Genomic DNA, 21774 nt, shown 5'->3' with positions numbered 1-21774 from the left:
GGCTGATGTCAGGCGAGGCGGGGATCGCGCTGGCGGGGTTCGTCGGGGTGCGGGCGCGGGATGATGCAGTGGTTGATGCGCAAGAGTTCGCGTTCGGCCCAGGATTGCACTTGGGGGTCGCTGGCGAATCGGGCGTAATCGAGCAGGGCCTGGCGTTCGATGTTGGGATTGCCCTGTTCGTGGGCGATGCGGCGCGCGCTTTCCAGTTCCTGCCAGCCGTTGTCGTCTTTCCCGTCGCTGTTGGCGAGCAGGGCGACGGCGCGCAACCGGCGGATGGCCGGTTCGAAGGCGAGGTCGCCTCGCTTGCGACAGCCTGCAAGCGCCTCGTCGGCCATCGCCAGGCGCTGTTCGGGCGCGATGTCGCTGGCTTCCAGGGCGTCCAGCAGGATGAGCTGGAAGATGGTGTTGACGCCATCCATGATGTGGCGCATCGCCTCGACCTGCTGTTCGATGGCCTGGTAGGCATCGGCTTGGCCCTGCCGGGCCAGGGCCCAACTCTCGAGGGTGATGCCGGCGGCGCGCCACAGTGGGTAGTCGTACTCGCGGGCGATGGAGAGCGCGTGGCGCGCTGCGGGCAGCGCGGATTCCGGATCGCTGGAGTAGAAACCGAGTACCGAGCGGAAGGCATGCACGAAGGCCTCGGTAGGCCGATGGCCGAGCTGGTCTGCCTGTTTGCACGCGGCATCCATTTCGGTCCAGGCGCGCGCGTGATTTCCCAGATGGAGCAACGTCCAGGCCATGAAGCCCCGGGCGCTGATGGCCGGGTTTTCAGTATGGCGCGCCACCAGGGTTGCGTGGTCGGCGTCGCGATAGAGCTTGACCGCCCGCGTCTGGTGTTCCAGCGCCTCGCCGAAGCGGCCGGTCCAGAAGTGGGTGTTGCCCTGGACATAATGGGCCGCGATCCGCAGCAGGCGGTCGCCGGAGCGCTCGGCCAGTTGCTCCATCTCCGCGGCGAGGCGATGGGCCTCCTGGAATCCATGCCAGGAGCCGGCGCCGTGCCACAGGCCCCAGAGGACGCGGAAGTACTGCACCGGGTCCTGTTCCGGGGCGGTCAGGCGCATGGCGCGTTCGAAGATGTCGTTGACCGTGCGCGAACCGTAGCCCAGCAGGGCCAGGTTGGAGGCCCCCAGGCCGCCCAGGGCGCGCAGGGTGTCATGTTCGTGGGTCGCCGGATCGCCGCTCGCGTGGGCCTCTGGGTGGCGCTCCAGGCAGTCCAGCGCGTCCTCGAAGTAGTGCGAGGCCTCGGGCAGGATGCCGCGGGCGAAGGCGGCTTCGCCGGCCTGCAGCCAGGCGTTTACGGCTTCCGGATAGCGACCGGCGTGGTAAAGGTGGTTGGCGATGCGGCCCCAGTCGGCGGTCTGCATCCCATGCTCGCCGTCTTCCTGCATCAAGTCGGCCAGCTGGCCGTGCAGACGGGTGCGGTCGCTCAGCAGCATCGATTCGTAGGCTGCCTGGCGGAACAGGACGTGGCGGAAGCGATAGCGCACACCATCCACCATGCCGGCGGGTTCGATGAAACCCTTCCCGGTCAGGCGCGTCAGCTGGCGGCGGATGGTATCGGCGGGCTGGCCGCGCAGGCGGCTGAGGATTCGGGTATCGAAGTCGCGCCCGATGACTGCGGCGGAATGGGCCAGTTCGCGGGCACTGCCGAGCTGTTCCAGACGCGCGACCAGAAGATTGGAGAGCCCTGGCGGCAGGGTGTCCGGCAGCTGGCCGGTGCGGGCGGCCTCGAGGGCGTAACGCGTCAGTTCCTCGAGAAACAGGGGGACGCCTTCGCCGCGTTCGATCAGCTGCTCGCGCAGACCGCTCGCCAAGCGTCCGTTGGGGTCCAGGCGGTCCACCAGATCGTGCGCGGCGGCCGCGTCCAGGCCAAGCAGGCGGACGTGCTCAAGGGAAAGGTCGCGCCACGACGAGCGGAAGCTCATGCGCGCCGTCAGGATGGCCATGATCGGTCGGTGATGCAGGCGCTGGTACAGCCGCCGCAGGAACTCCGATGTACCCGAGTCCATCCAGTGCAGGTCGTCGCAGATGAGCAGTGTCGGACCATGGGCCGCCCGTCGGTGGACCAGTTCGACCAGGGTGTCGATAATGCGGTCGCGGTCCAGCCCCTCGTGGGCCAGGCTCTCGGGGCCGTCGGCTTCCGGGTGGGTCAGCCAATGGGCGAGGCGTGGTGCAAGTTCGGGAGGTGTGCCCACGGTCTTGAGGGCGCCTTCGAGGCGGCGCTGGCGGGCCTCGCGCAGGCTATCGTGTCCCATCCAGGTGGCGAAGGCCTGGCGTACGGGCGCCAGGAGCTGCCGGGTACGATCCTCGCGGCACTTGAGCAGGTAGCGTGATCGAGCCTGCCCGCGGACTTGCTGGTCGAGACCCCGGGCAAGCCGGCTCTTGCCCAGCCCGGCCTCACCCTGGACCAGCACGAAGCGGACCTCGCCGCTCTCCAGGACCTGGTCCCAGTGTCCCCGAAGCTGTTGCAGTTCTTGACCCCGCCCGGTCAGGGGCGTCAGGTCGCGCAGGCTCTGTGCATCCACCCGGTCCAGCGGGCCGGGGTCGCCGGTGACGAGGTAGGCACCGGTGGCGTCCTCTGCCTCGCGGAAGCTGAAGTACCCCGAGACACGGGCATAGGTCGGTGCGCTGACGCGCAGGGTCCCGGGATCGGCGTGCTGCGCGCAGTCGTGGACGCGGGCGGTGAGCTGGCCGGTCGGATCGGGCAGGTCAGGGTCGGCACCGGTGACGATCAGGTCGGTATCCACGGCCAGACGCAGCTGACAGTCGGCGGGGGCGGTCTCCAGCGCTTGCCAGGCGGCGTGCACGGCGTCGACCGTGGCCTCTTCGCGACCGGCCGGGTAGCCGAAATAAGCCAGCAGGCCGTGTCCGGGGGAGGGCACCACATGGCCATGATGCCTCAGCAGGACGAAGTCGACGTGTTCCAGGATGCGGTTCACCTGCTGCTGCTGGATCTCGATGTCGGCTTCCGCGTCGGGCTGGACATCGCAGGCCACGACGGTGACCCGCCGACGTTCGGGGCGCAGGATGGCCGGTTCGGCCTCCTCGGTGTTGACGTGCTGGCTGCTGGCCTCGGCGCGTTCGGCGCCGAGGATTTCCTCGCGCGTGCGCGCCAGGAGTTCGCCGGGCGCCTTGCCGGCCTCGGCCTCGAGATGGGCATAGTGATCGAGCGCGCGCTTCGGATGACCACTGGCTGCAAGGGCCTTCATCAAGAGGTGGTGCAGGGTCTCGTCGTGTGGCTCCATCGCGAGCAGGCGGTGCAGCTCGGCGAGCAGCGGTTCGCCCTCGTTGGGCTTGGCCAGTGCGACGACGTTGTGGGTGATGAAGACGAGCAGATTTTGCCAGTGATGGTCGCGCTGGGCCTGGGCCCAGGCGGACAGTTCCGGGAGGTCCTGCAGGGCGCGCAGGCCCTCGAGGAAGTGCCCGCGGTAGTCGCAGACGATCGCCAGGTTCGGATGTGCGGCGGTGGCTGCGCGGCTTTCGGCGGTGCGTCGCTCGGCGCGGGCACGCTCGGCAGGTGGGGCGGTCGTCTCGCGGCCCTCGACGGTGCGGCGTTCGGCGCGGGCGCGATGCAGGGTGAGGAAGTCGATGCACGATCCCGGTTGTGGCTGGAAACGCACATAGCGGGGCGTAGTGTCGAGCAGGGGCGGGTCCCCGGCGGGGAGCTGGCGCCGCAGCTGAAACAGCCCCTGACGCAGGTTGACCCGGGCACTGTCGGCGTCCAGATCCGGCCAGAACAGGCGGGCCAGTTCCTCGCGCGGGATGCGCCGGGGGCTCTCGGCGGCCACATAGGTCAGGAGCAGGCCGAGCTTGGTCCCGGAAAGTGCGGGTATGTCACGGTCCTCCACGCGTACACCAACGGTCCCGAAGGTCGTGATTTCCATATGCGCCAAAGAGGCCTCCCCTCGTCTTCTTCGGCAGTCTTTCGCTGCCATTCGTGACCCGGTCAAATGACCCGGTGACCGTGCCTGCGGCGCGGTCCCGGGGCCGACCGAATGTCCGCCCGACTCGATTGTAACGGCATTCCGCGGTCGGGGTTAGTCGATGCGTATGGTCGCGTAGCCCTGATGCCCGTAACCCATAATCGACAGGAAAGTATTGCCGACCATGTGGATGCCGGGCAATAGGTCGTCTGGTTCGAGCTCGAAGCGCCGCGTGGCGATGTTGCAGGCCTCCATGTGAATGCCATCCAGTTCCAGCAAGCCCTCCAGGCGCTCATGGATATGGCGCACCGCGGAGACGTCCTCGAGATCCAGGTGATCGGTGGAGCGGGCGATCAGGCCGGCCGCTCCGCCACGGAAGGCGAAGACCATTTCCGGCTCCAGGCCCTGGCGCTGCATGTCGTCATAGGTCTCGCGGATCACGCTGAGGCGGGCAATCAGGCGTTCCGGTTCGGCAATGGTGATGTCCCAGAGGATGCGTCCCGTGTCCATGCCGGCGATGGCGCGCTGGTCGCCGGGCTTGTCAGCGAGTGCCAGGCCGGGGATCAGCAGGGTGCACACCAGGAAGGAGGCGAGAAGGCGTTGCATGGCGTTCGTCCCTTTTGCGAATGTCCTGTCTCAAGGGTAGCAGGCCAGGGAAACACTGCATGAATGACATGCATCGGTGTTTTCCCCGATTCTGTGATGCAGGGCTCCGGGTGCGAACGTCAGGGGAGTGATGGAAGGCCGGATCGGGAAAGCGGTCCGGCCTTTACATGCCGCTCAGTGGCCGTGGTGGCCCTTGTGCAGGTATTCCACGCCGTCGAGGCTCTGGATTTCGATTTCTCGGACCGGGGTAAAGCGCGAGGCGCCCGGGCCCGTGATTTCCTCGGTGACACGGATGCGGAAGGGGGCCACGCAGTTCAGCAACTGGCCAACAAAGCGCTTGCCGTCGTGGGTCACACGCACGGGAGTGGTCTCGTCGTAGCGGCTGAAGTTGTAGCTGACATTCTTCGGGTAGTACAGATTCTGTTCGGAAAAGGTCATGGTTGGGCCTTTCTGGGTCAGTGGTTTTTTACGGCCTCGAAGGCCTCGAGTGCGGCCTGGCGGCTGGCTTTCAGGTCCACGATCGGGGCCGGATAGCCGCGCGCACCGCCGGCGCCTGGCGCGTGAATATACCGCGTTTCGACATCCTGGAGCACGGGGACGAAGCAGCGCACGAAGGTGCCGTCGGGGTCGTGGCGTTCGCCCTGGGTTTGCGGGTTGAAGACGCGGAAGTAGGGCGCGGCATCGGCACCGCAGCCGCCGGCCCATTGCCAGCCCAGGGTGTTGGCGGCGAGATCGGCGTCCACCAGGGTGTCCCAGAACCAGTGGGCCCCATGCTGCCAGTGCAGGCGCAGGTTCTTGGTCAGGAAGGACGCGACCACCATGCGCAGGCGGTTGTGCATCCAGCCGGTCTCCCACAACTGCTGCATCGCGGCGTCGATGATCGGAAGCCCGGTCTCGCCGCGCTGCCAGGCCCGCAGGTCGCGATCGGCTTGGCGCCAGGGGAAGGCCTCGAAGCGTGGGTTGAGCGGTTGCTCCGGGGTGTGCGGGAAGTGGTAGAGCACGTGATGGGCGAAGTCGCGCCAGCCGAGTTCGCGCACGAAGGCCTCGGGTCCGCCGCTGTCCGGGTGCAGGCCGGCCGCGCGCAGGGCGCGCAGGATCTGGCGCGGCGAGATCTCGCCGAAGTGCAGATGCGGCGACAGGCGCGAGGTGCCGTCCTGATCCGGGCGGTCGCGGCCCTCGGCGTAGGCGCGCACGGCGTTGTCGAGGAATTCTTCCAGGCGCTCACGGGCCGTGGCCTCGCCCGGGGTCCAGGTGGCGCGCAGGCCGCCGGCCCAGTCGATCGCGGGCAGGAGCCCCAGCTGTTCGGGATTGAGCGAGTCGGGCCAGGCCTCGGGTCGCGGGAGCTCGGCGGGTGCGGGCAGCGGGTCGCGGTCGATACCGCGTTGCAGGCAGGCCTTCCAGAACGGGCTGAAGACCTTGTAGGGGCGGCCCTGGCCGGTCGCGACCTCCCAGGGCTCGATCAGCAGGTGGGCATTGAAGCTGTGTACTTCGATGCCGTCGGCGCGCAGCCCGGCCTTGATGTCCGGATCGCGCAGAACGATGGCGGGATCGTACAGCCGGTTCCAGTAGACCGCGGTGGCGCCGGTCTCGCGCACTAGGGCCCGCAGGGTGTCGAGGCTGGGACCAGCTCGCAGGGTCAGGCGCGAGCCCTGCGCACGCAGGTCGTGGTCCAGCGCGTTGATGCTGTGGTGCAGCCACCAGTTGGATGCGGCCCCTGGCTGCCATGGGGCCTCTTCCTCCGGGGCGTGGATGAACACGGGAATCACCGGGCCGCCGCGTTCGCAGGCGGCATGCAGCGCGGGCTGATCGGTCAGGCGCAGGTCGCGGCGCAGCCAGACGAGGGTGGGGCCGGGGCTTTGCATCAGATGCGGTCTCCCTGGGCGAGAGTCTTGCGGAGTTCTCCGGCCCGGTCGCGGATGGCTTGCAGGCGTTCGGGGTCCATCTTTTCGACGTGCTTCCACTGCAGCGCGGTGCGCGGATGCCGGGCGAAGCGGTCGCGGTGGCGGTCGAGGAAGTCCCAGTACAGCGTGGTAAACGGACAGGCCTTGTCGCCCAGGGCCTCGGCCGGGTCGAACGGGCAGTGCGCGCAGTAGTTGCTCATGCGCTGGATGTAGCGCCCGGTGGCCACGTAGGGCTTGGAGGCCATGCGCCCATCGTCGGCGTACTGCGACATGCCGACCACGTTGGGGAGCTCCACCCATTCCACGGCATCGACGTAGATGCCCAGGTACCAGGCATGGATCGCGGCAGGGCGCACGCCAAGCAGCTGGGCGAACAAGCCGGTGACCATCAGCCGCTGGATGTGGTGGGCGTAGCCCAGTTGCAGGGTCTGGCCGACGGCCTGGTGCAGGCACTGCATGGAGGTCTTGGCGTCCCAGTAGAGGGCGGGGAGCGGCTGGTCGGCCTCCAGGGCATTCCACTCATGCCAGGCCTCGCCAAAATGGAAGTACAGCCCGCGCACGTATTCGCGCCAGCCGAGAATCTGGCGGATGAAGCCCTCGACCGCGGCCAGCGGGGCATGGCCATCGCGCCAGGCCCGTTCCGCGGCGTCGATCACCGTGCGCGGATGGATCAGGTGCAGGTTGAGGGCGGTGGACAGGCGGGCGTGGTAGAGCCAGGGCTGGTCAGTCCACATCGCGTCCTGATAGGTGCCGAAGGCGGGCAGGCGGTGCTGGATGAAGTCGTCCAGCGCCTGTTGTGCCTGCTGCGCGGTGACTGGCCAGTCGAAGTCGTCGGCCTGTCCTGGCAGGTCCGGGAGATGCCGGGCGATGTCGCCCAGGCACTCACGGGTGAGCGCGTCCGGCGGAAAGGACAGGGGTGGCGGCAGCAGGCCGGGGCCGTCACGCCCGAAATGCCCGCGGTTGTCGGCGTCGAAATTCCACTGTCCACCGGCGGGCTCGTCGCCGTTCATCAGCACGCCCAGGGCTGTGCGCTGCGCGCGGTAGAAGTACTCCATGCGCAATTGCTTGCGGCCCTTGGCCCATTGGTGAAAAGCGTCCAGCGGGACCAGGAAATGCAGATCGTCCAGGACCTCGAGCGGGATCGCCTGGTCGGCGCAGGCGGCCTGCAGCTGGCGCAGCACGCGGTGTTCGCCCGGCTGCAATACGCGCACGTTTTGCGGTTGGAGGTGTTCGAGGTCGGCGCGCAGGGCGTCGTTCAGGGTCTGCTCGGGGCGTTCGCCGAGGTGGCGATAGTGGACGGAAAAGCCGTCATCCCGGCGCTCCTTGGCGAAGTGACGCATCGCCGACAGGAACAGCGCGGTCCGCGCGATATGCGACGGGGCATGTCGGGATTCTTCGGCCACTTCGGCCATCCACAGGCGATCCCGCGTCGGGTCCAGTCCCTGCAGACCCGGGTGGTCCGGGGCCAGCTGGTCGCCGAGCACGACCAGAAGGGTGCGCACGGCCACGGGCAAGGCGGAATCGGGCACGGGGCCGGCGCGGGTGGAGCGAGGTTATTCGGGCAGGTGGCGCGAGAGGCGCGCGGCGGCCTCCAGCGGAGGCCCGGGCAGGACCTCGATCTCGCGACCGTGTTCCATCTGCGACAGCTCGAGGGCGGCCGAGCCGGCGAGATAGCAGGGCGGGCCAGCCTGCTTGAGGATCGCCTCCACCCGCGGAAGCTCGGGGCTGCGCATCAGCTGCGAGGAGCCATGGATGATCATTGCCGGCGCGCGCAGGCGACGGATCAGCGTATCAAGGCCCTCGGGACTGGTGGCATCGAACAGGGGCAGGGTCTTCATGCCGCGGCGTGCGCAGGCGAGCTGCAGCAGCATGCCGCCAACCTGCTGGTGGCCGCCGCCCAGCACCAGGCAGGGGTAGGACGGCTCGTCGCAGGCCCGTGTGGCCGAGCGCAACTGATCGGCGAAGGCCGCGGTGGCCCAGGCGGCGAAGATGGCCAGGCGAACCTCGCCCTCGGCACTGTGGCGGGATTCCTCGCGCAGGCGGCGATAGACCTCGGGAAAGGCGCTCTCATGTACGCCGTCCCAGCCGTGCCGCATGACCAGCCGGGTGTAGATTCGATCCAGCTGGTCGGCATCCAGGTTGGCCACCGAGGCATACAGAGCCTCGGCGATCGGATCCGTGGTGTGGGGGGCGATCCCGGGGCCGGGGCTGGCGCGGCGTTCGCGCTCGCCGGTGGCCTGGGTCCGGGTGCCTTCGGCTTCGGGTGATTCGGCCCTGGCGGTGCTGTGTGCGGACTCGTCATTCAGCACGCGATGGACTTGCGAGACCGGGATGCCCTGTTCGAGCAGTTCCATGATCCGTTTGATGCGGGCGATGTCACTCAGGCTGTAGAGCCTGTGTCCCTTGGGTGTGCGCATCGGCCGGATCAGCCCGTAGCGGCGCTCCCAGGCTCGCAGGGTGACGTCGTTGATACCTGTCTCCGCGCACACGTGGCGGATCGGGTACAACCCTTCTTCGTCTTGAAGTTCGATGTGCGTCGCGCTCGCCATGAAATAATTGTACGACATTTGTACATCGCATGTACAAGGGGCGTGATGCACGATGCGATCCGCGTGATTCCGGGGAACGGAATGAACCTTCCCTGCCTGCGCGTCCCAAAAGGGTAGCAACCTTTTCTTGATGCTGCTGGAGACTCGCATGTTTGCAACCAACGGAAACCGCTGGATCGGGATGTATATCCCGTTGCTGCTTGTGGCACTGGCTGCACCCGGTGCGGTTCAAGCCAACCCGGAGATGGCCGACAGTGTGTCACCGTACCTGCGTCTGCATGTGGACGACCCGGTTCAGTGGCGCGCCTGGGATCCGGCGTTGCTGGAAAAGGCCAGGGAAGAACAGCGCCCGCTGCTGATCTCCAGTGGCTACTACTCCTGCTTCTACTGTCACGTGATGCAGGAGGAGAGCTTCAAGGACGACGGTATTGCCGAACGGATGAACGCGAACTTCATTCCGGTGAAGGTGGATCGCGAGGTCAATGGGGCACTGGACAGCTACCTGCTGGAGTTCCAGCGTGCCACCGCCGGGAGCGCGGGTTGGCCGCTGAATGTGGTGGTGACTCCCGACGGTCATGCCCTGACGGGCGTGGTGTATGCCCCGCGTGACCAGTTCGCCGAGTTCCTCGATGGCATCACCCAGCGCCTGGAGTCAGATTACGACCGGCTGGTGGATCTGGCCCGGCGTGGGAGCGAGGAACTCACCCAGCAACTGCGCAAGGGAGAGGAACCGCTTTCCGAGGGCCGCGCGGGCCGACTGCCGCAGGTCCTGTGGAGCCGCCTGGAGCGCGAGGCCGACGACCTTCAGGGTGGTTTCGGTAGTTCCACAAAGTTCCCCCATTCGCCCTACCTGCACGCGATGCTGGAGGCCGAGCAGGCCGGCACGGCCCCAGGCTGGGTTGCCGAGTTTCTCGAGATCACCCTGGACGAGATGGCCCACTCCGGTCTGCGTGACGTGCTGGGGGGCGGCTTCTTCCGCTACTCCGAATCACCGGACTGGAACGAGCCTCACTTCGAGGTAATGCTGGAGGATCAGGCACAGCTCGCACTGGTTTATCTGCGTGCCGGTGAATATTTCGGCCGCGAGGACTGGGTGGATCTGGGGCTCGAGAACCTCGATTTCGTCAAGCGGGACATGGCCCTGCGCGAGGACGAGACGGGTGACCAGGCGGCGGCTGCGGAGGGCGGTTTCCGCGGGTTCGCCTCCAGCCTGTCGGCCGTGGACGATCAGGGCCGCGAGGGCGGGGCCTACCTGTGGCCGGAAGAAGATCTGGAAGCCGCACTCGCGGACCACGAGTACCCGGAGTTGGTGCGTGCCTGGTTCGGCATGGAGGGCAGCTCGGTCTTTGATCTTGGCTACCTGCCGCGCAGTGGCGCGGGGATCGAGCAGCTTGCGGAGCGTTTCGACCTGGCAGGGGACGAGGTTCGCGAGCAGGTGGAGTCCGGCCGCGAGGCCCTGATCCAGGCGCGCGAGGCGCGCGGCCTGCCGCGCGACGAGAAGGTGCTGACCGGGGCGCACGGGCTGTTGCTGTCCGCCCTGGCGGAGGCGTCGGCGCACGATGCGCGCTTCCTTGACGCGGGCGCGGCGGTTCAAGCCTGGTTGCTGGAGGTCGCCGTCGACCCGGCGGAGCTGCCGGCGCTGATGGGGCTGCCCGCCGAGCAGGCGGGAACCGCTACGCTCAACGATTACGCCTACGTCGCGCGCGGCCTGCGCGACTGGGAAGCGGCAACCGGCGAGGGTGAGCATGGCCCGGCCCTGGCACTGCTGGAGGCGGCCTGGGGGCGCTTCCGCGATGGTGACGGCTTCCGTTCGGAGCCGGAGCCGCCGCTGCCGGGGATGATCTCCCAGCGTTTCCACCCGGCGGTGCACCGGCCGTCCCCGACGACCCTGATCTTCCGTCTCAGCGAGGAATGGGCCGAGGACAGCGAGACGGTGGATGCCGCCTTCGCGGACTACGACCTGCGTCCGGGCCGCGCCATCGATGCCGACCCGGAGCAGCATGCCCGCCTGATCCTTTGGCTGCAGGAGCGCGACTAACGGGTGCCGTCTGAATCGGGGTTGTTCGCGTTGCCGCCGCAGGTGGGCGCGAACTACGCTGGGCTCCCCAGGGCCATCCTGGTCGTGCAGGCCGACAGGCTGCGGGCGGCTCGCCCGGCGAGAGGCGTGGTCCGCCCTTCGTGGTAACTGCAATCGAGGTTCGGGCGCTCTAAAGTGAAGTTGATCGGTGCGGCGTCTGGGCCAGCACGCTGTCCTTGCCGTCCATATCCACTTCCGTCAGCGTGGCCTGCCCGGGCTTCTGGAAGCCGTCTTCAGGTTGAATCCGCGATGAAAGAGAGTCCGTCCCTGCCCCCGAGTCACCCCCTGCGGGAGTCGATTCACGATGAAGTCCATGCGCGTTTCTACGAACCGCTGGACGCCCCTGCGACTGCCTCGTGGCTGGCGCTTTTGTCGCCGCGCGACTCCACCGAGCGCGAACGCGAACTGGTAGCGGAGCTCTGCCGTCGTTTCGGCGTGAACGAGCCGGTCCCGCAGAAGAACTTCGTCGCCTGCGATCTGGGGCCGTTTCGCTTGCGCTGGGAACGCCACAACGAGTTCTCCACCTGGTCATTCTTCGTGACCGGAGACGCCTTCAGCGACCCGTTCGCCAACCCGGCGATCAACCGCGTGCCGGCCGACTGGCTGAGCAAGCTGCCAGGGAGCACCATCGCTGCGATCCATCTGGCGCTGGAGTCGCGTGACATGCCGGAGCGGTCCTTCGAGCAGCTGGAAGCCGTATTTGCTCCGCACCCCATCGTCGGCAACGGCGTTGCTGGCGGGGATGGCCTGGTGTGGACCGATTTTCGGGTCCACGACGACGGTTTCTCCCGCTTCCTGGTGCGCGATGTCGATCTCACCCGGCGTGAGGCCGGGCGTATCGCCCAGCGCCTGTTCGAACTGGAGACCTACCGGTTGCTGGCCCTGCTGGCGCTGCCGCTGGTCCGCGAGCTGATGCCGGAACTCGACGAACTCGAGGGCCGGCTGAACGACATTAACGACGAGATGGCGGGGATCACCGAGCAGTTCGCCGCATCGGACCGCGAGCAGCAGTTGCTGGCGGTGCTCTCCGACCTTGCATCCGACGTCGAGCGCCTGAGCAGCTATGCCGGCAGCCGTTTCCACGCATCCCGCGCTTATGCCTCGCTGGTGAGCAGGGGCGCTGAGGAACTGAGAACCAAGCGCATGCCGGGGCTGCAGACCCTGTGCGAATACCTGGGCTGGCGCATGGATCCGGCCATGGGTACCTGCGCGTCGCAGGCGGAGCGGCTGGAGGTGCTGTCCACGCGCATCCACCGCACCGGATCGCTGTTGCGCACCCGGGTGGACGTGGCGCTGGAACGGCAGAACCGTGACCTGCTGAGCTCGATGAACCGGCGCGCCGACCTGCAGTTGCGTCTGCAGCGGACAGTGGAGGGGCTTTCGGTGGTGGTGATCAGCTACTACCTGACCAGCCTGGTGGCCTACCTGTTACGCGGGGTGGACGAGGCGGTCGCGTTGCCGCTGCCGGTGAACATTGCCATCGGGATGACGGTGCCGGTGGTGGTCGCCGGGGTGTGGTTTTCCCTGAGGCGGATGCGCGCGCGAATCGAGCGGAAGGCCGGGCGCGGGGCCTGACCCCCGGCACCCGGTGGGGCGCGGGCCCTTCAGGCGTCAGAGCGGGCGGTGGTGTCCTTTTCGGCCTTGTGCAGGCGCTGGAGCATGGCCTTGAGGACCTTCGGGTTGCCGGCGACGACGTCGCCGCGGCGCATCACGTCCGGGTTGCCCTGCCAGTCGCTGACCACGCCGCCGGCTTCCTGTACGAGGAGCAGGCCCGCGGCCATGTCCCAGGGCTGCAGGCCCATTTCCCAGAAGCCGTCAAAGCGCCCGCAGGCGACCCAGGCCAGGTCCAGTGCGGCGGACCCGGGCCGGCGGATGCCGGCGGTGCCCGGGATCAGGTGGCGCAGGCTGCTCAGGTAGCGCTCCAGGTCCTGGCCCTCGCGGAACGGGATGCCGGTGCCCAGCAGCGCGCCGTTCAGGTCCTTGCGTTCGGAGACGCGGATACGGCGACTGTTGAGGAAGGCGCCGGCGCCGCGCGTGGCGGTAAACAGCTCTTCCTTCAGCGGGTCGTAGACCACCGCCTGCTCCAGTCGGCCCTTGTGCTTCAGGGCGATGGAGATGCCGTACTGCGGGATCTCGCGCAGGTAGTTGGTGGTGCCGTCCAGCGGATCGATGATCCAGACGAAGTCGGCATCGCTGCCGCTGCCGCTTTGTTCACCGCCTTCCTCGGCCATGATCGAGTGGTCGGGATAGGCGCGGCGCAGGGTGTGCACGATGGCCTGTTCGGCGGACAGGTCGACATCCGACACCCAGTCGTTACGGGCCTTTTCGCGGGTGTTCATGCGATCCGGCCGGCCCCAGGCGCGGGTGGTGATGCGTCCGGCCTCGCGGGCCGCCGATACCGCCGTGTTCAGCATGGGGTGCATGGGGTGTCTCCTGGTGTTCTTCGGGGTGTCCGGCGGGCGCGCGCACGCGCCGCGGGAAGGCCGCGAACAATACACAAGCCGCTCTTTTTTGGGAAGTCGAGAGCCCCCCTGTGTACAATCCGCGAGCTTTGATGCGGGCATGGCAACGGAGACTCCACGAATGGAAGAACGCCTGAACCGGGTGCGCGTCGTGCTGGTGGGTACGACGCATCCGGGCAACATTGGGTCCGCCGCACGTGCGATGAAGGCCATGGGAGTGACGGATCTGGTGCTGGTGGCGCCGGAGCGGTTTCCGCATGCCGATGCGACTGCGCTGGCGTCCGGGGCGGATGACGTGCTGGCGCGGGCGCGCGTGGTGGATGACGTGGCGGCCGCGGTCTCCGACTGCGTGTGGGTGGTGGGTACCAGTGCCCGGCTGCGCACCCACTCGGTACCGGTGCTGGGCCCGGACGTGGCGGCCGGGCAGGCGCTGGAGAACGCGGCCCTGGGACCGGTGGCCCTGGTTTTCGGACGTGAACACAGTGGTCTGACCAACACCGAGCTGGATTACTGCAACGCGTTTGTGCAGATCCCGACGGTGCCGGATTTCAGCTCCCTGAACCTGGCCGGCAGCGTGCAGGTAATGACCTACGCGCTCCGCATGGCGGCCCTGACCGGAATGGATCCCGGGCAGGCGAGTGCGGCAGGGGAGGCACGCGACCCGCTCGCGACCCAAGACGAGATGGAGGGTCTGTTCCGTCATTTCGAGCAGGCCCTGACGACCATCGAGGTGCTCGACCCGGACAATCCGCGCAATCTGATGCGGCGCTTGCGGCACCTCTATATGCGCGCCGGACTGACCGGCAGCGAGGTGCGCATGCTGCGCGGTATATTGACGCACACGGAAAAGGGCCGCTGAGGGCGCCGGAAACCGGCGTGATAACCTAGCGGATGACTCGGGAATTGAGGCCGGCCCATGTTTGACAGGATGCGCGAGGACATTCGCTGCGTGTTTGACCGTGACCCGGCGGCACGCAACGCCTTCGAGGTGCTGACCGCATACCCCGGCCTGCATGCGCTGTGGTATCACCGCCTCGCGCACTGGTTGTGGAACCACCGGATGCGCTGGCTGGGGCGCGTGATCGCGAACTTCAGCCGCTGGGTGACCGGCATCGAGATCCATCCGGGGGCGACCCTCGGCCGACGGTTCTTTATCGATCATGGCATGGGGGTGGTGATCGGCGAGACCGCCGAGGTCGGCGACGACTGCACGATCTACCACCAGGTGACCCTGGGCGGCACCACCTGGGAAGGCGGCAAGCGCCACCCGACGCTCGGCAACGAGGTGGTGATCGGTGCGGGTGCCAAATTGCTGGGCCCGATCCACGTGGGCGACCACGCGCGCATTGGCTCCAACGCAGTGGTGCTGAAGGATGTTCCGGCGGAGGCGACCGCGGTCGGCATTCCCGCCCGGGTGCTCGGCCCGCGGCCCGAGCCCGATCCGCGCTTCCAGCAGATGGCGGACCGCATGGGCTTCGATGCCTACGGCCTCTCGCGGGACATGCCAGATCCGGTGGCCAACGCGATCCACCGCATCGTGCAGCGCGTACACGACCTGGACGAGCGCATGGAACGGGCCTGCCAGGCGCTCAAGCGCGCCGGTATCGATCCGGGCGAGGCCCTGGGCGAGGACGATTCGGGCCCGCTGGAGGCCTGCGATCTGGAAGGTCTGGAGCCGGACGAGTGCGAGGTTCCGCCGAACGTGGCGACCCAACAAGAACGTAAACAGCAAGGGAATACTTGATCGTTTTGCTCGGGTATTGCTAAGCTTGCCGGCAAATGACTGACAAGTGCACTCAACCATGAAACTGACGACCAAAGGCCGGTACGCCGTCACCGCCATGCTCGATGTGGCGATGCACACCCGCAACGGGCCGGTATCCCTGGCCGAAGTGGCGCGGCGGCAGAAGCTTTCGCTGTCCTATCTGGAGCAGCTTTTTTCCAGGCTGCGCCGCAAGGGGCTGGTGAACAGCAGTCGCGGGCCGGGCGGGGGCTATGCCCTCAGCCGTGAACCGGAGGGGATCAGCGTGGCCGATATCGTGGTGGCGGTGGACGAGCCGGTGGACGTCACCCGCTGCGGCGGCAAGGCCAACTGCAATTCGGATTCGCGCTGCCTGACGCACGACCTGTGGACCGATCTGAGTCAGCAGGTCTATGACTTCCTCAGCACCCGCTCGCTGGCGGATGTACTGCAGCGCCATCGGGAACAAATGGAAAAAGACGGCGTGCAGGAGGTCGTGATGCACGGCGCCCCTCTGCAAGCCTCGACCGGAAAAAGCCATGCGACCGCCAAAGCGGCCGCGGAAAGGAGCTAACGCGCAATGAGTGACCTGAAACTGCCGATCTACCTCGATTATTCCTCGACCACGCCGGTTGACGAGCGCGTGGCCGAAAAGATGGCCGGCTGCCTGACCAAGGACGGCCTGTTCGGCAATCCCGCCTCGCGCAGCCACAGCTTTGGCTGGAGCGCGGAGAAGGCGGTGGAGAACGCTCGCGGCCAGGTCGCCGAGCTGGTGGGCGCCGATCCCAAGGAAATCATCTGGACCTCCGGTGCGACCGAGGCCGATAACCTGGCGATCAAGGGTGCCGCGCACTTCTACCAGCGCAAGGGCAAGCACATCATCACCGTGAAGACCGAGCACAAGGCCGTGCTCGACACCACGCGTCAGCTGGAGCGCGAGGGCTTCGAGGTCACGTACCTGGGTGTGAAGGAAAACGGCCTGATCGACCTGCAGGAGCTGCAAGACGCGATGCGTGACGACACCATCGTGGTCTCGGTGATGCACGTGAACAACGAGATCGGCGTCATCCAGGACATCGAGGCGATCGGCAACCTTTGCCGTGAGCGCGGGATCGTGTTCCATGTGGACGCGGCCCAGTCGACCGGGAAGGTCGCAGTCGACCTGTCCAGCCTGCCGGTGGACCTGATGAGCTTCTCTGCGCACAAGACCTACGGTCCGAAGGGCATCGGTGCGCTGTTCGTGCGCCGCAAGCCGCGCGTGCGGATCGAGGCGCAGATGCACGGCGGCGGCCACGAGCGTGGCATGCGCTCCGGCACGCTGGCACCGCACCAGATTGTCGGCATGGGTGAGGCCTTTGCGCTTGCCGGTGCCGAGATGGGCCCCGAGCTGGAGCGCATCCGCATGCTGCGCGACCGTCTGTGGACGGGTCTCGACGGCATGGAAGAGGTCTATCTGAACGGCGATCAGGAACAGCGCGTGGCGCACAACCTGAACGTCTCCTTCAACTTCGTCGAGGGCGAGAGCCTGATCATGGCGCTGCGCGACATCGCCGTGTCCTCCGGCTCGGCCTGTACCTCGGCGAGTCTGGAACCGTCCTACGTCCTGCGTGCCCTGGGCCGCAACGACGAGCTGGCCCACAGCTCCATCCGCTTTTCCATCGGTCGCTATACGACGGTGGAAGAGGTCGACCACACGGTCAAGATTGTGCGCGCCGCGGTCGCCAAGCTGCGCGAACTCTCGCCACTGTGGGAGATGTACCAGGACGGCGTCGATCTGAGCACCGTCGAGTGGGCGGCCCACTAGGGGTCCGCTCGACACCACTAACGCAACGCGTACACACGCAACAGGAGAACGGTCATGGCTTACAGTGACAAGGTTCTGGACCACTACGAAAATCCGCGCAACGTCGGCAGCTTCGACAAGAACGACGACACGGTCGGCACCGGCATGGTCGGTGCCCCGGCCTGCGGCGACGTGATGAAGCTGCAGATCAAGGTCAACGACGACGGCATCATCGAGGACGCCAAGTTCAAGACCTACGGTTGCGGTTCGGCGATCGCTTCCAGCTCGCTGCTCACCGAATGGGTGCGTGGCAAGACCCTGGAAGAAGCCAGCCAGATCAAGAACACCCAGATCGCCGAGGAACTGGCGCTGCCGCCGGTGAAGATCCACTGCTCGGTGCTGGCCGAGGACGCAATCAAGGCGGCCGTGTCCAACTACCAGGAGCGCCACGGCGAGGCCGCGGAAGCCGAGAAGAAGTCTGCCTGAGGGTGCTATGTCGATTACAGTGACCGAACCCGCAGCCGAAAGGATCCACAACTTCCTCGACAAGAGAGGCAAGGGCGTGGGCGTGCGGCTGGCTGTCAGGACGACCGGCTGCTCCGGCATGGCCTACGTGGTGGAGTTTGCCGACGATATCGAGGACACCGATACGGTGTTCGAGGATCGCGGCGTGAAGCTGGTGGTGAATCCGAAGTCCCTCGTGTACCTCGATGGCACCGAGCTGGATTTCGGCAAGGAAGGTCTGAACGAAGGGTTCAAGTTCAATAATCCGAACGAGAAGGCCCGATGTGGCTGTGGTGAAAGCTTCAGTATCTGACTGATGATCGCATCCGGGGTGGTGCATGGCGGCCGATTGCTGGTCGTCGTCCCACCCCTTTTCTTTTGTCAGTGCGTCGCCAGTGCTTCTTGAGGCCGAGAGTTGATGAACGACCCATTCGAGCAGTTCGATCTGCCGGTCGCCTTCGAGGTGGACCGGCAACAGCTGGACGAGCGCTTTCGCCGCCTGCAGGCAGAGTTGCATCCGGACCGCTTCGTGCGCCAGGGCGACCAGGCCCGGCGCATGGCGGCGGCGGTGGCGGCCGACGTGAACGAGGCCTACGCGATCCTCGGGGATGACTACCGCCGTGCGCTGCACCTGCTGGAGCGCACGGGCGTGGCGTTCGACCCGGAACGCGATACCAGCCAGAACATCGAGTTCATCGAGGCGCAGATCGAGTGGCGCGAACGCATGGAAGAGGCCGCGGCGGCCAGGGATGGTGCCGCGCTGGAGGCCGCCGGCGAGGAGCTGGAGCAGGCCCGGGCCGAGGCGCGGGCAAAGGTCGCGGATGCCCTGAAGGATCCAGTGGCCCCGGCACCGGAGGCCAAGGACCGAGTGCTGGAATTGCGCTTTTTCGACCGCTTGCTGGACGAATTGAAACGAACCCGACAGAACCTGGCGCGCGGTTGATCCGCGGCCATGTGAAGGAGCCGAACACCCGATGGCGTTATTGCAGATCACCGAACCCGGAGCCGAGTCCGCGCCGCATCAGCGCCACCTCGCGGCCGGGATCGACCTCGGCACGACCCATTCGCTGGTCGCCACGGTGCGTAGTGGCGAGGCGGATACCCTGCCAGACGAGCAGGGCCGGCATATCCTGCCGTCGGTGGTCCACTACGCCGCGGATGGGGTGAGCGTGGGGTATGCGGCCGCGGAGCACGCGGCGGATGATCCGCACAACACCATCGCCTCGGTTAAACGCCTGATCGGGCGCGGCGCGGCGGATGTCGCGCGCCTGTCCGGCGAGCTGCCGTTCCGCCTCAAGACCGGCGAGTCCAGCGTGCCGCGGATCGAGACGGCCGCGGGTGACAAGACCGCCGTCGAGGTGTCCGCCGATATCCTTCACACCCTGCGCCAGCGGGCCGAAGCGACCCTGGGCGACGAACTCGAGGGCGTGGTGATCACCGTGCCCGCGTACTTTGATGATGCCCAGCGCCAGGCCACGCGCGATGCCGCGCAATTGGCGGGGCTGAACGTTTTTCGCCTGATCAGCGAACCGACTGCCGCAGCGGTGGCTTACGGGCTGGATCAGGGCGAGGAGAGCACCATCGCGGTTTACGACCTGGGCGGTGGGACCTTCGACATCTCCATATTGCAGTTGCGCCGCGGCGTGTTCGAGGTGCTGGCGACCGGTGGCGACTCGGCCCTGGGCGGCGATGACATCGACCGCACCATCGCCGACTGGCTGTTGAACCAGGCCGGGATGGGCGGCGAGAACGACCCGCAGCGCCTGCGTCGTGTGTTGCTGGCCGCGCGTCAGGCGAAGGAAGCCCTGACTGACGCTGCGAGCACCCCGGTCGAGGTCGTGCGCGCGGACGGCTCCACTTGGTCCGGCGCGTTGGATCGCGAAACCCTCGTGGGGCTGGCTCGTCCATTGCTGGATCGCACCATGAAGGCCTGCCAGCAGGTCCTCGCGGATGCCGGCCTGGAGACGGATGCGATTGACGAGGTCGTGCTGGTGGGCGGCTCCACCCGCATGCCTGCGGTCCGCGAGGCGGTGGAGGGGTTCTTCGGTCGGGTCCCGCATGCCGGGATCGATCCGGACCGCGTGGTGGCGATTGGCGCCGCGCAGCAGGCCGACATCCTGGCCGGCAACAAGCCCGATACCGAACTGCTGCTGCTGGACGTGATCCCACTGTCATTGGGCCTGGAAACGATGGGCGGGTTGGTCGAGTTCATCGTCCCGCGCAACACCACCATCCCGGTCTCGCGGGCCCAGGAGTTCACCACCTTCAAGGATGGTCAGACGGCGATGTCCCTGCATGTGGTGCAGGGCGAGCGCGACGTGGTGGATGCCAACCGCTCGCTGGCCCAGTTCACCCTGTCCGGCATCCCGCCGATGGTGGCCGGGGCCGCGCGCATCCGCGTGACCTTCCAGGTGGACGCCGACGGGCTGCTCAACGTGACCGCGCGCGAACAGACCCAGGGCGTGGAGGCGCATATCGAGGTCAAGCCGAGCTATGGGCTGACCGATTCCGAGATCGAGCAGATGCTGCGCGACTCGGCCTCGTCCGCGCGCGAGGATATGGAGGCCCGCCGCCTGCGCGAAGAACAGGTGGAGGCCGACCGCGTGCTGGAGGCGATCGACGCCGCGCTGCAGACCGATGGTGATCGCTACCTGGAGCCGGAGGAGCGCCAGACGATCGAACAGGCGCGCGATGCCCTGCGCGCCGAACGCGAGAAGGGCGACGACCCGGACGCGATCGAGGCCGCGCGCAAGCGCGTCGAGCAGGCCTCCGAGGCCTTCGTCGCGCGGCGCATGAATGACAGCATCCGGCGGGCACTCGCCGGTCACAACGTTAGCGAATACGACGCAGGGAACTGAGAACATGCCCCAGGTAATCTTTCTACCCCACGAGGAAATCTGCCCCGAAGGCGCCTCCCTCGAGGCCCCGTCGGGCATTAGCATCTGTGATCTTGCACTGCAAAACGGCATCGAGATCGAGCACGCCTGCGAAAAGTCCTGCGCCTGTACGACCTGCCATGTCTACGTGCGCGAGGGATTCGACAGCCTGGACGAGCCGACCGAGGACGAGGAAGACATGCTCGACAAGGCCTGGGGCCTGGAGCCGGACTCGCGCCTGTCCTGTCAGGCGATCGTGACCGACAACGATCTCGTGGTGGAACTGCCGAAGTACACCATTAACCAGGTCTCCGAGAACCACTGATCAAGGACCAAGCGATGAAGTGGACCGAAACCCAGGAAATTGCGATCCAGTTAGCCGACGAACACCCGGATGTGGACCCGCGCAACATCAACTTCGTGGATCTGCGTCAGTGGGTGATGAACCTGCCGGAATTCGATGACGACCCCGAACGCTCGGGCGAGCGCGTCCTTGAGGCGATCCAGCTTGCCTGGATGGACGAGGCCGACGTCGACGACTGACGGGTTTTTGGATCGACCACGAAGCACACGAAGAAGGGCCAGACCCTTTTTCTCCACAGAGGGCACAGAGGACACCGGGACGGGCAGGAGGGTGAAACGCCTACCCGCTGCCAGGCTAGCTCACCGATGCGAAGCGGTATCCCGGCCTGTATTTCTGTGCCGTCCCTCGACCTTCTGCGTGTCTGCGTGCGCAGTAGTGTGCTGAGTTATGAATCAAGGCCGGTGACGTTGCTGCAGGGGCGTCAGGTCGCTAGACTACGCGCCGCACGTTGCGTCCGCGTCTTTTTTGCGTTGGGAACCCGCCGAACGGCGGGTTCTCGCGTTTGCAGCCGGGCCCAGCGACCGAATTTCAATCCAAGTACCAGGAGAGCCGCCCCATGGCCGTTGAACGCACCCTTTCCATCATCAAGCCTGACGCCGTTGCCAAGAATGCCATCGGCGACATCATCAGCCGTTTCGAAAAGGCCGGCCTGAAGGTCGTTGGCGCGCGCATGATGCACCTGAGCCGCGAGCAGGCCGAAGGCTTCTACGACGTGCACAAGGAACGCCCGTTCTTCAACGATCTGGTCGAGTTCATGATCTCCGGCCCGGCGCTGGTGCAGGTCCTGGAAGGCGAGGACGCCATTGCCAAGAACCGCGACATCATGGGTGCGACCAACCCGAAGGAAGCCGCTCCGGGCACCATCCGTGCCGACTTCGCCGTGTCCATCGACGAGAACGCCGTACACGGCTCTGACGCCCCGGAGACCGCGGAGCGCGAGATCGCTTTCTTCTTTGGCGACGACGGCGTCTGCCCGCGTACCCGATAA

20 protein-coding genes are annotated in these 21774 nt (G+C 66.8%); 13 read left to right on the top strand and 7 right to left on the bottom strand.

Features of this window, described 5'->3' with window-relative positions; all coding sequences use genetic code 11:
- Positions 1-8: 8 nt before the first annotated feature.
- The 6 genes from F622_RS0104100 to F622_RS0104075 all read right to left on the bottom strand — a co-directional run bounded on the left by F622_RS0104100 (position 9) and on the right by F622_RS0104075 (position 8997).
- A complete protein-coding gene (locus tag F622_RS0104100; protein WP_019571400.1) occupies positions 9-3884 on the bottom strand; it encodes an AAA family ATPase in 3876 nt (1291 codons plus the stop codon).
- Between the two features lie 153 nt (positions 3885-4037).
- Positions 4038-4529: a hypothetical protein gene (locus tag F622_RS0104095; protein ID WP_019571399.1), complete on the bottom strand. Its 492-nt coding sequence runs from the start codon at positions 4527-4529 to the stop codon at positions 4038-4040.
- 174 nt (positions 4530-4703) lie between these two features.
- Positions 4704-4967: a hypothetical protein gene (locus F622_RS0104090; RefSeq protein WP_018145998.1), complete on the bottom strand. Its 264-nt coding sequence runs from the start codon at positions 4965-4967 to the stop codon at positions 4704-4706.
- A gap of 17 nt (positions 4968-4984) precedes the next feature.
- The gene (locus F622_RS0104085; RefSeq protein ID WP_019571398.1) at positions 4985-6391 is read right to left on the bottom strand and encodes a deoxyribodipyrimidine photo-lyase; all 1407 of its coding nucleotides are present in this window, start codon (positions 6389-6391) and stop codon (positions 4985-4987) included.
- Entirely contained in the window at positions 6391-7944 is a 1554-nt protein-coding gene (locus F622_RS0104080) for a cryptochrome/photolyase family protein (protein ID WP_019571397.1), read from the bottom strand. Before F622_RS0104080 ends, F622_RS0104085 begins: the two co-directional genes overlap by 1 nt.
- 39 nt (positions 7945-7983) lie before the next feature.
- Positions 7984-8997, bottom strand: a complete 1014-nt coding sequence (locus F622_RS0104075; RefSeq protein WP_019571396.1) for a MerR family transcriptional regulator — start codon at positions 8995-8997, stop codon at positions 7984-7986.
- A gap of 130 nt (positions 8998-9127) precedes the next feature.
- On the opposite strand from F622_RS0104075, the gene F622_RS0104070 reads away from it, so the two are divergent.
- Entirely contained in the window at positions 9128-11017 is a 1890-nt protein-coding gene (locus F622_RS0104070) for a thioredoxin domain-containing protein (RefSeq protein WP_019571395.1), read from the top strand.
- A gap of 288 nt (positions 11018-11305) precedes the next feature.
- Positions 11306-12631 carry a DUF3422 family protein gene (locus tag F622_RS0104060; RefSeq protein ID WP_019571393.1) on the top strand — a complete coding sequence of 442 codons (1326 nt, stop codon included), beginning with the start codon at positions 11306-11308 and terminating at the stop codon, positions 12629-12631.
- Between the two features lie 29 nt (positions 12632-12660).
- Here F622_RS0104060 and F622_RS0104055 read toward each other — a convergent pair whose 3' ends face one another.
- Complete coding sequence (locus F622_RS0104055) at positions 12661-13479, bottom strand: inositol monophosphatase family protein (protein WP_018650325.1); 819 nt, start codon at positions 13477-13479, stop codon at positions 12661-12663.
- Positions 13480-13639: 160 nt separating this feature from the next.
- Between F622_RS0104055 and F622_RS0104050 the strand changes: the two genes are divergently transcribed.
- The 11 genes from F622_RS0104050 (at position 13640) to ndk (ending at position 21774) form a co-directional block, all read left to right on the top strand.
- Positions 13640-14377: an RNA methyltransferase gene (locus F622_RS0104050; protein ID WP_019571392.1), complete on the top strand. Its 738-nt coding sequence runs from the start codon at positions 13640-13642 to the stop codon at positions 14375-14377.
- A 57-nt stretch (positions 14378-14434) separates the two neighbouring features.
- Complete coding sequence (cysE, locus tag F622_RS0104045) at positions 14435-15262, top strand: serine O-acetyltransferase (RefSeq protein ID WP_196799420.1); 828 nt, start codon at positions 14435-14437, stop codon at positions 15260-15262.
- Between the two features lie 58 nt (positions 15263-15320).
- A complete protein-coding gene (locus tag F622_RS0104040; RefSeq protein ID WP_018145989.1) occupies positions 15321-15833 on the top strand; it encodes an Rrf2 family transcriptional regulator in 513 nt (170 codons plus the stop codon).
- Positions 15834-15839: 6 nt separating this feature from the next.
- Positions 15840-17063 carry an IscS subfamily cysteine desulfurase gene (locus tag F622_RS0104035; protein ID WP_018145988.1) on the top strand — a complete coding sequence of 408 codons (1224 nt, stop codon included), beginning with the start codon at positions 15840-15842 and terminating at the stop codon, positions 17061-17063.
- A gap of 54 nt (positions 17064-17117) precedes the next feature.
- Positions 17118-17528, top strand: a complete 411-nt coding sequence (gene iscU, locus F622_RS0104030) for a Fe-S cluster assembly scaffold IscU (RefSeq protein WP_018145987.1) — start codon at positions 17118-17120, stop codon at positions 17526-17528.
- Between the two features lie 7 nt (positions 17529-17535).
- The gene (gene iscA / locus F622_RS0104025) at positions 17536-17859 is read left to right on the top strand and encodes an iron-sulfur cluster assembly protein IscA (RefSeq protein WP_018939093.1); all 324 of its coding nucleotides are present in this window, start codon (positions 17536-17538) and stop codon (positions 17857-17859) included.
- 105 nt (positions 17860-17964) lie between these two features.
- Positions 17965-18489, top strand: a complete 525-nt coding sequence (gene hscB / locus F622_RS0104020) for a Fe-S protein assembly co-chaperone HscB (RefSeq protein WP_018169503.1) — start codon at positions 17965-17967, stop codon at positions 18487-18489.
- Between the two features lie 31 nt (positions 18490-18520).
- A complete protein-coding gene (hscA, locus tag F622_RS0104015; protein ID WP_019571391.1) occupies positions 18521-20404 on the top strand; it encodes a Fe-S protein assembly chaperone HscA in 1884 nt (627 codons plus the stop codon).
- A 4-nt stretch (positions 20405-20408) separates the two neighbouring features.
- Positions 20409-20747 (top strand): ISC system 2Fe-2S type ferredoxin, encoded by a 339-nt coding sequence (gene fdx, locus F622_RS0104010; RefSeq protein WP_018169505.1) that lies wholly within the window; start codon positions 20409-20411, stop codon positions 20745-20747.
- Between the two features lie 14 nt (positions 20748-20761).
- Positions 20762-20965, top strand: a complete 204-nt coding sequence (iscX, locus tag F622_RS0104005; RefSeq protein ID WP_018169506.1) for a Fe-S cluster assembly protein IscX — start codon at positions 20762-20764, stop codon at positions 20963-20965.
- 377 nt (positions 20966-21342) lie between these two features.
- Positions 21343-21774, top strand: a complete 432-nt coding sequence (ndk, locus tag F622_RS0104000) for a nucleoside-diphosphate kinase (protein ID WP_018145981.1) — start codon at positions 21343-21345, stop codon at positions 21772-21774.

Origin of the sequence: Thioalkalivibrio sp. ALMg3, assembly GCF_000381225.1 — a bacterium.
Lineage (GTDB): Bacteria > Pseudomonadota > Gammaproteobacteria > Ectothiorhodospirales > Ectothiorhodospiraceae > Thioalkalivibrio > Thioalkalivibrio versutus.
This window is presented reverse-complemented; position numbering and strand designations above follow the sequence as displayed.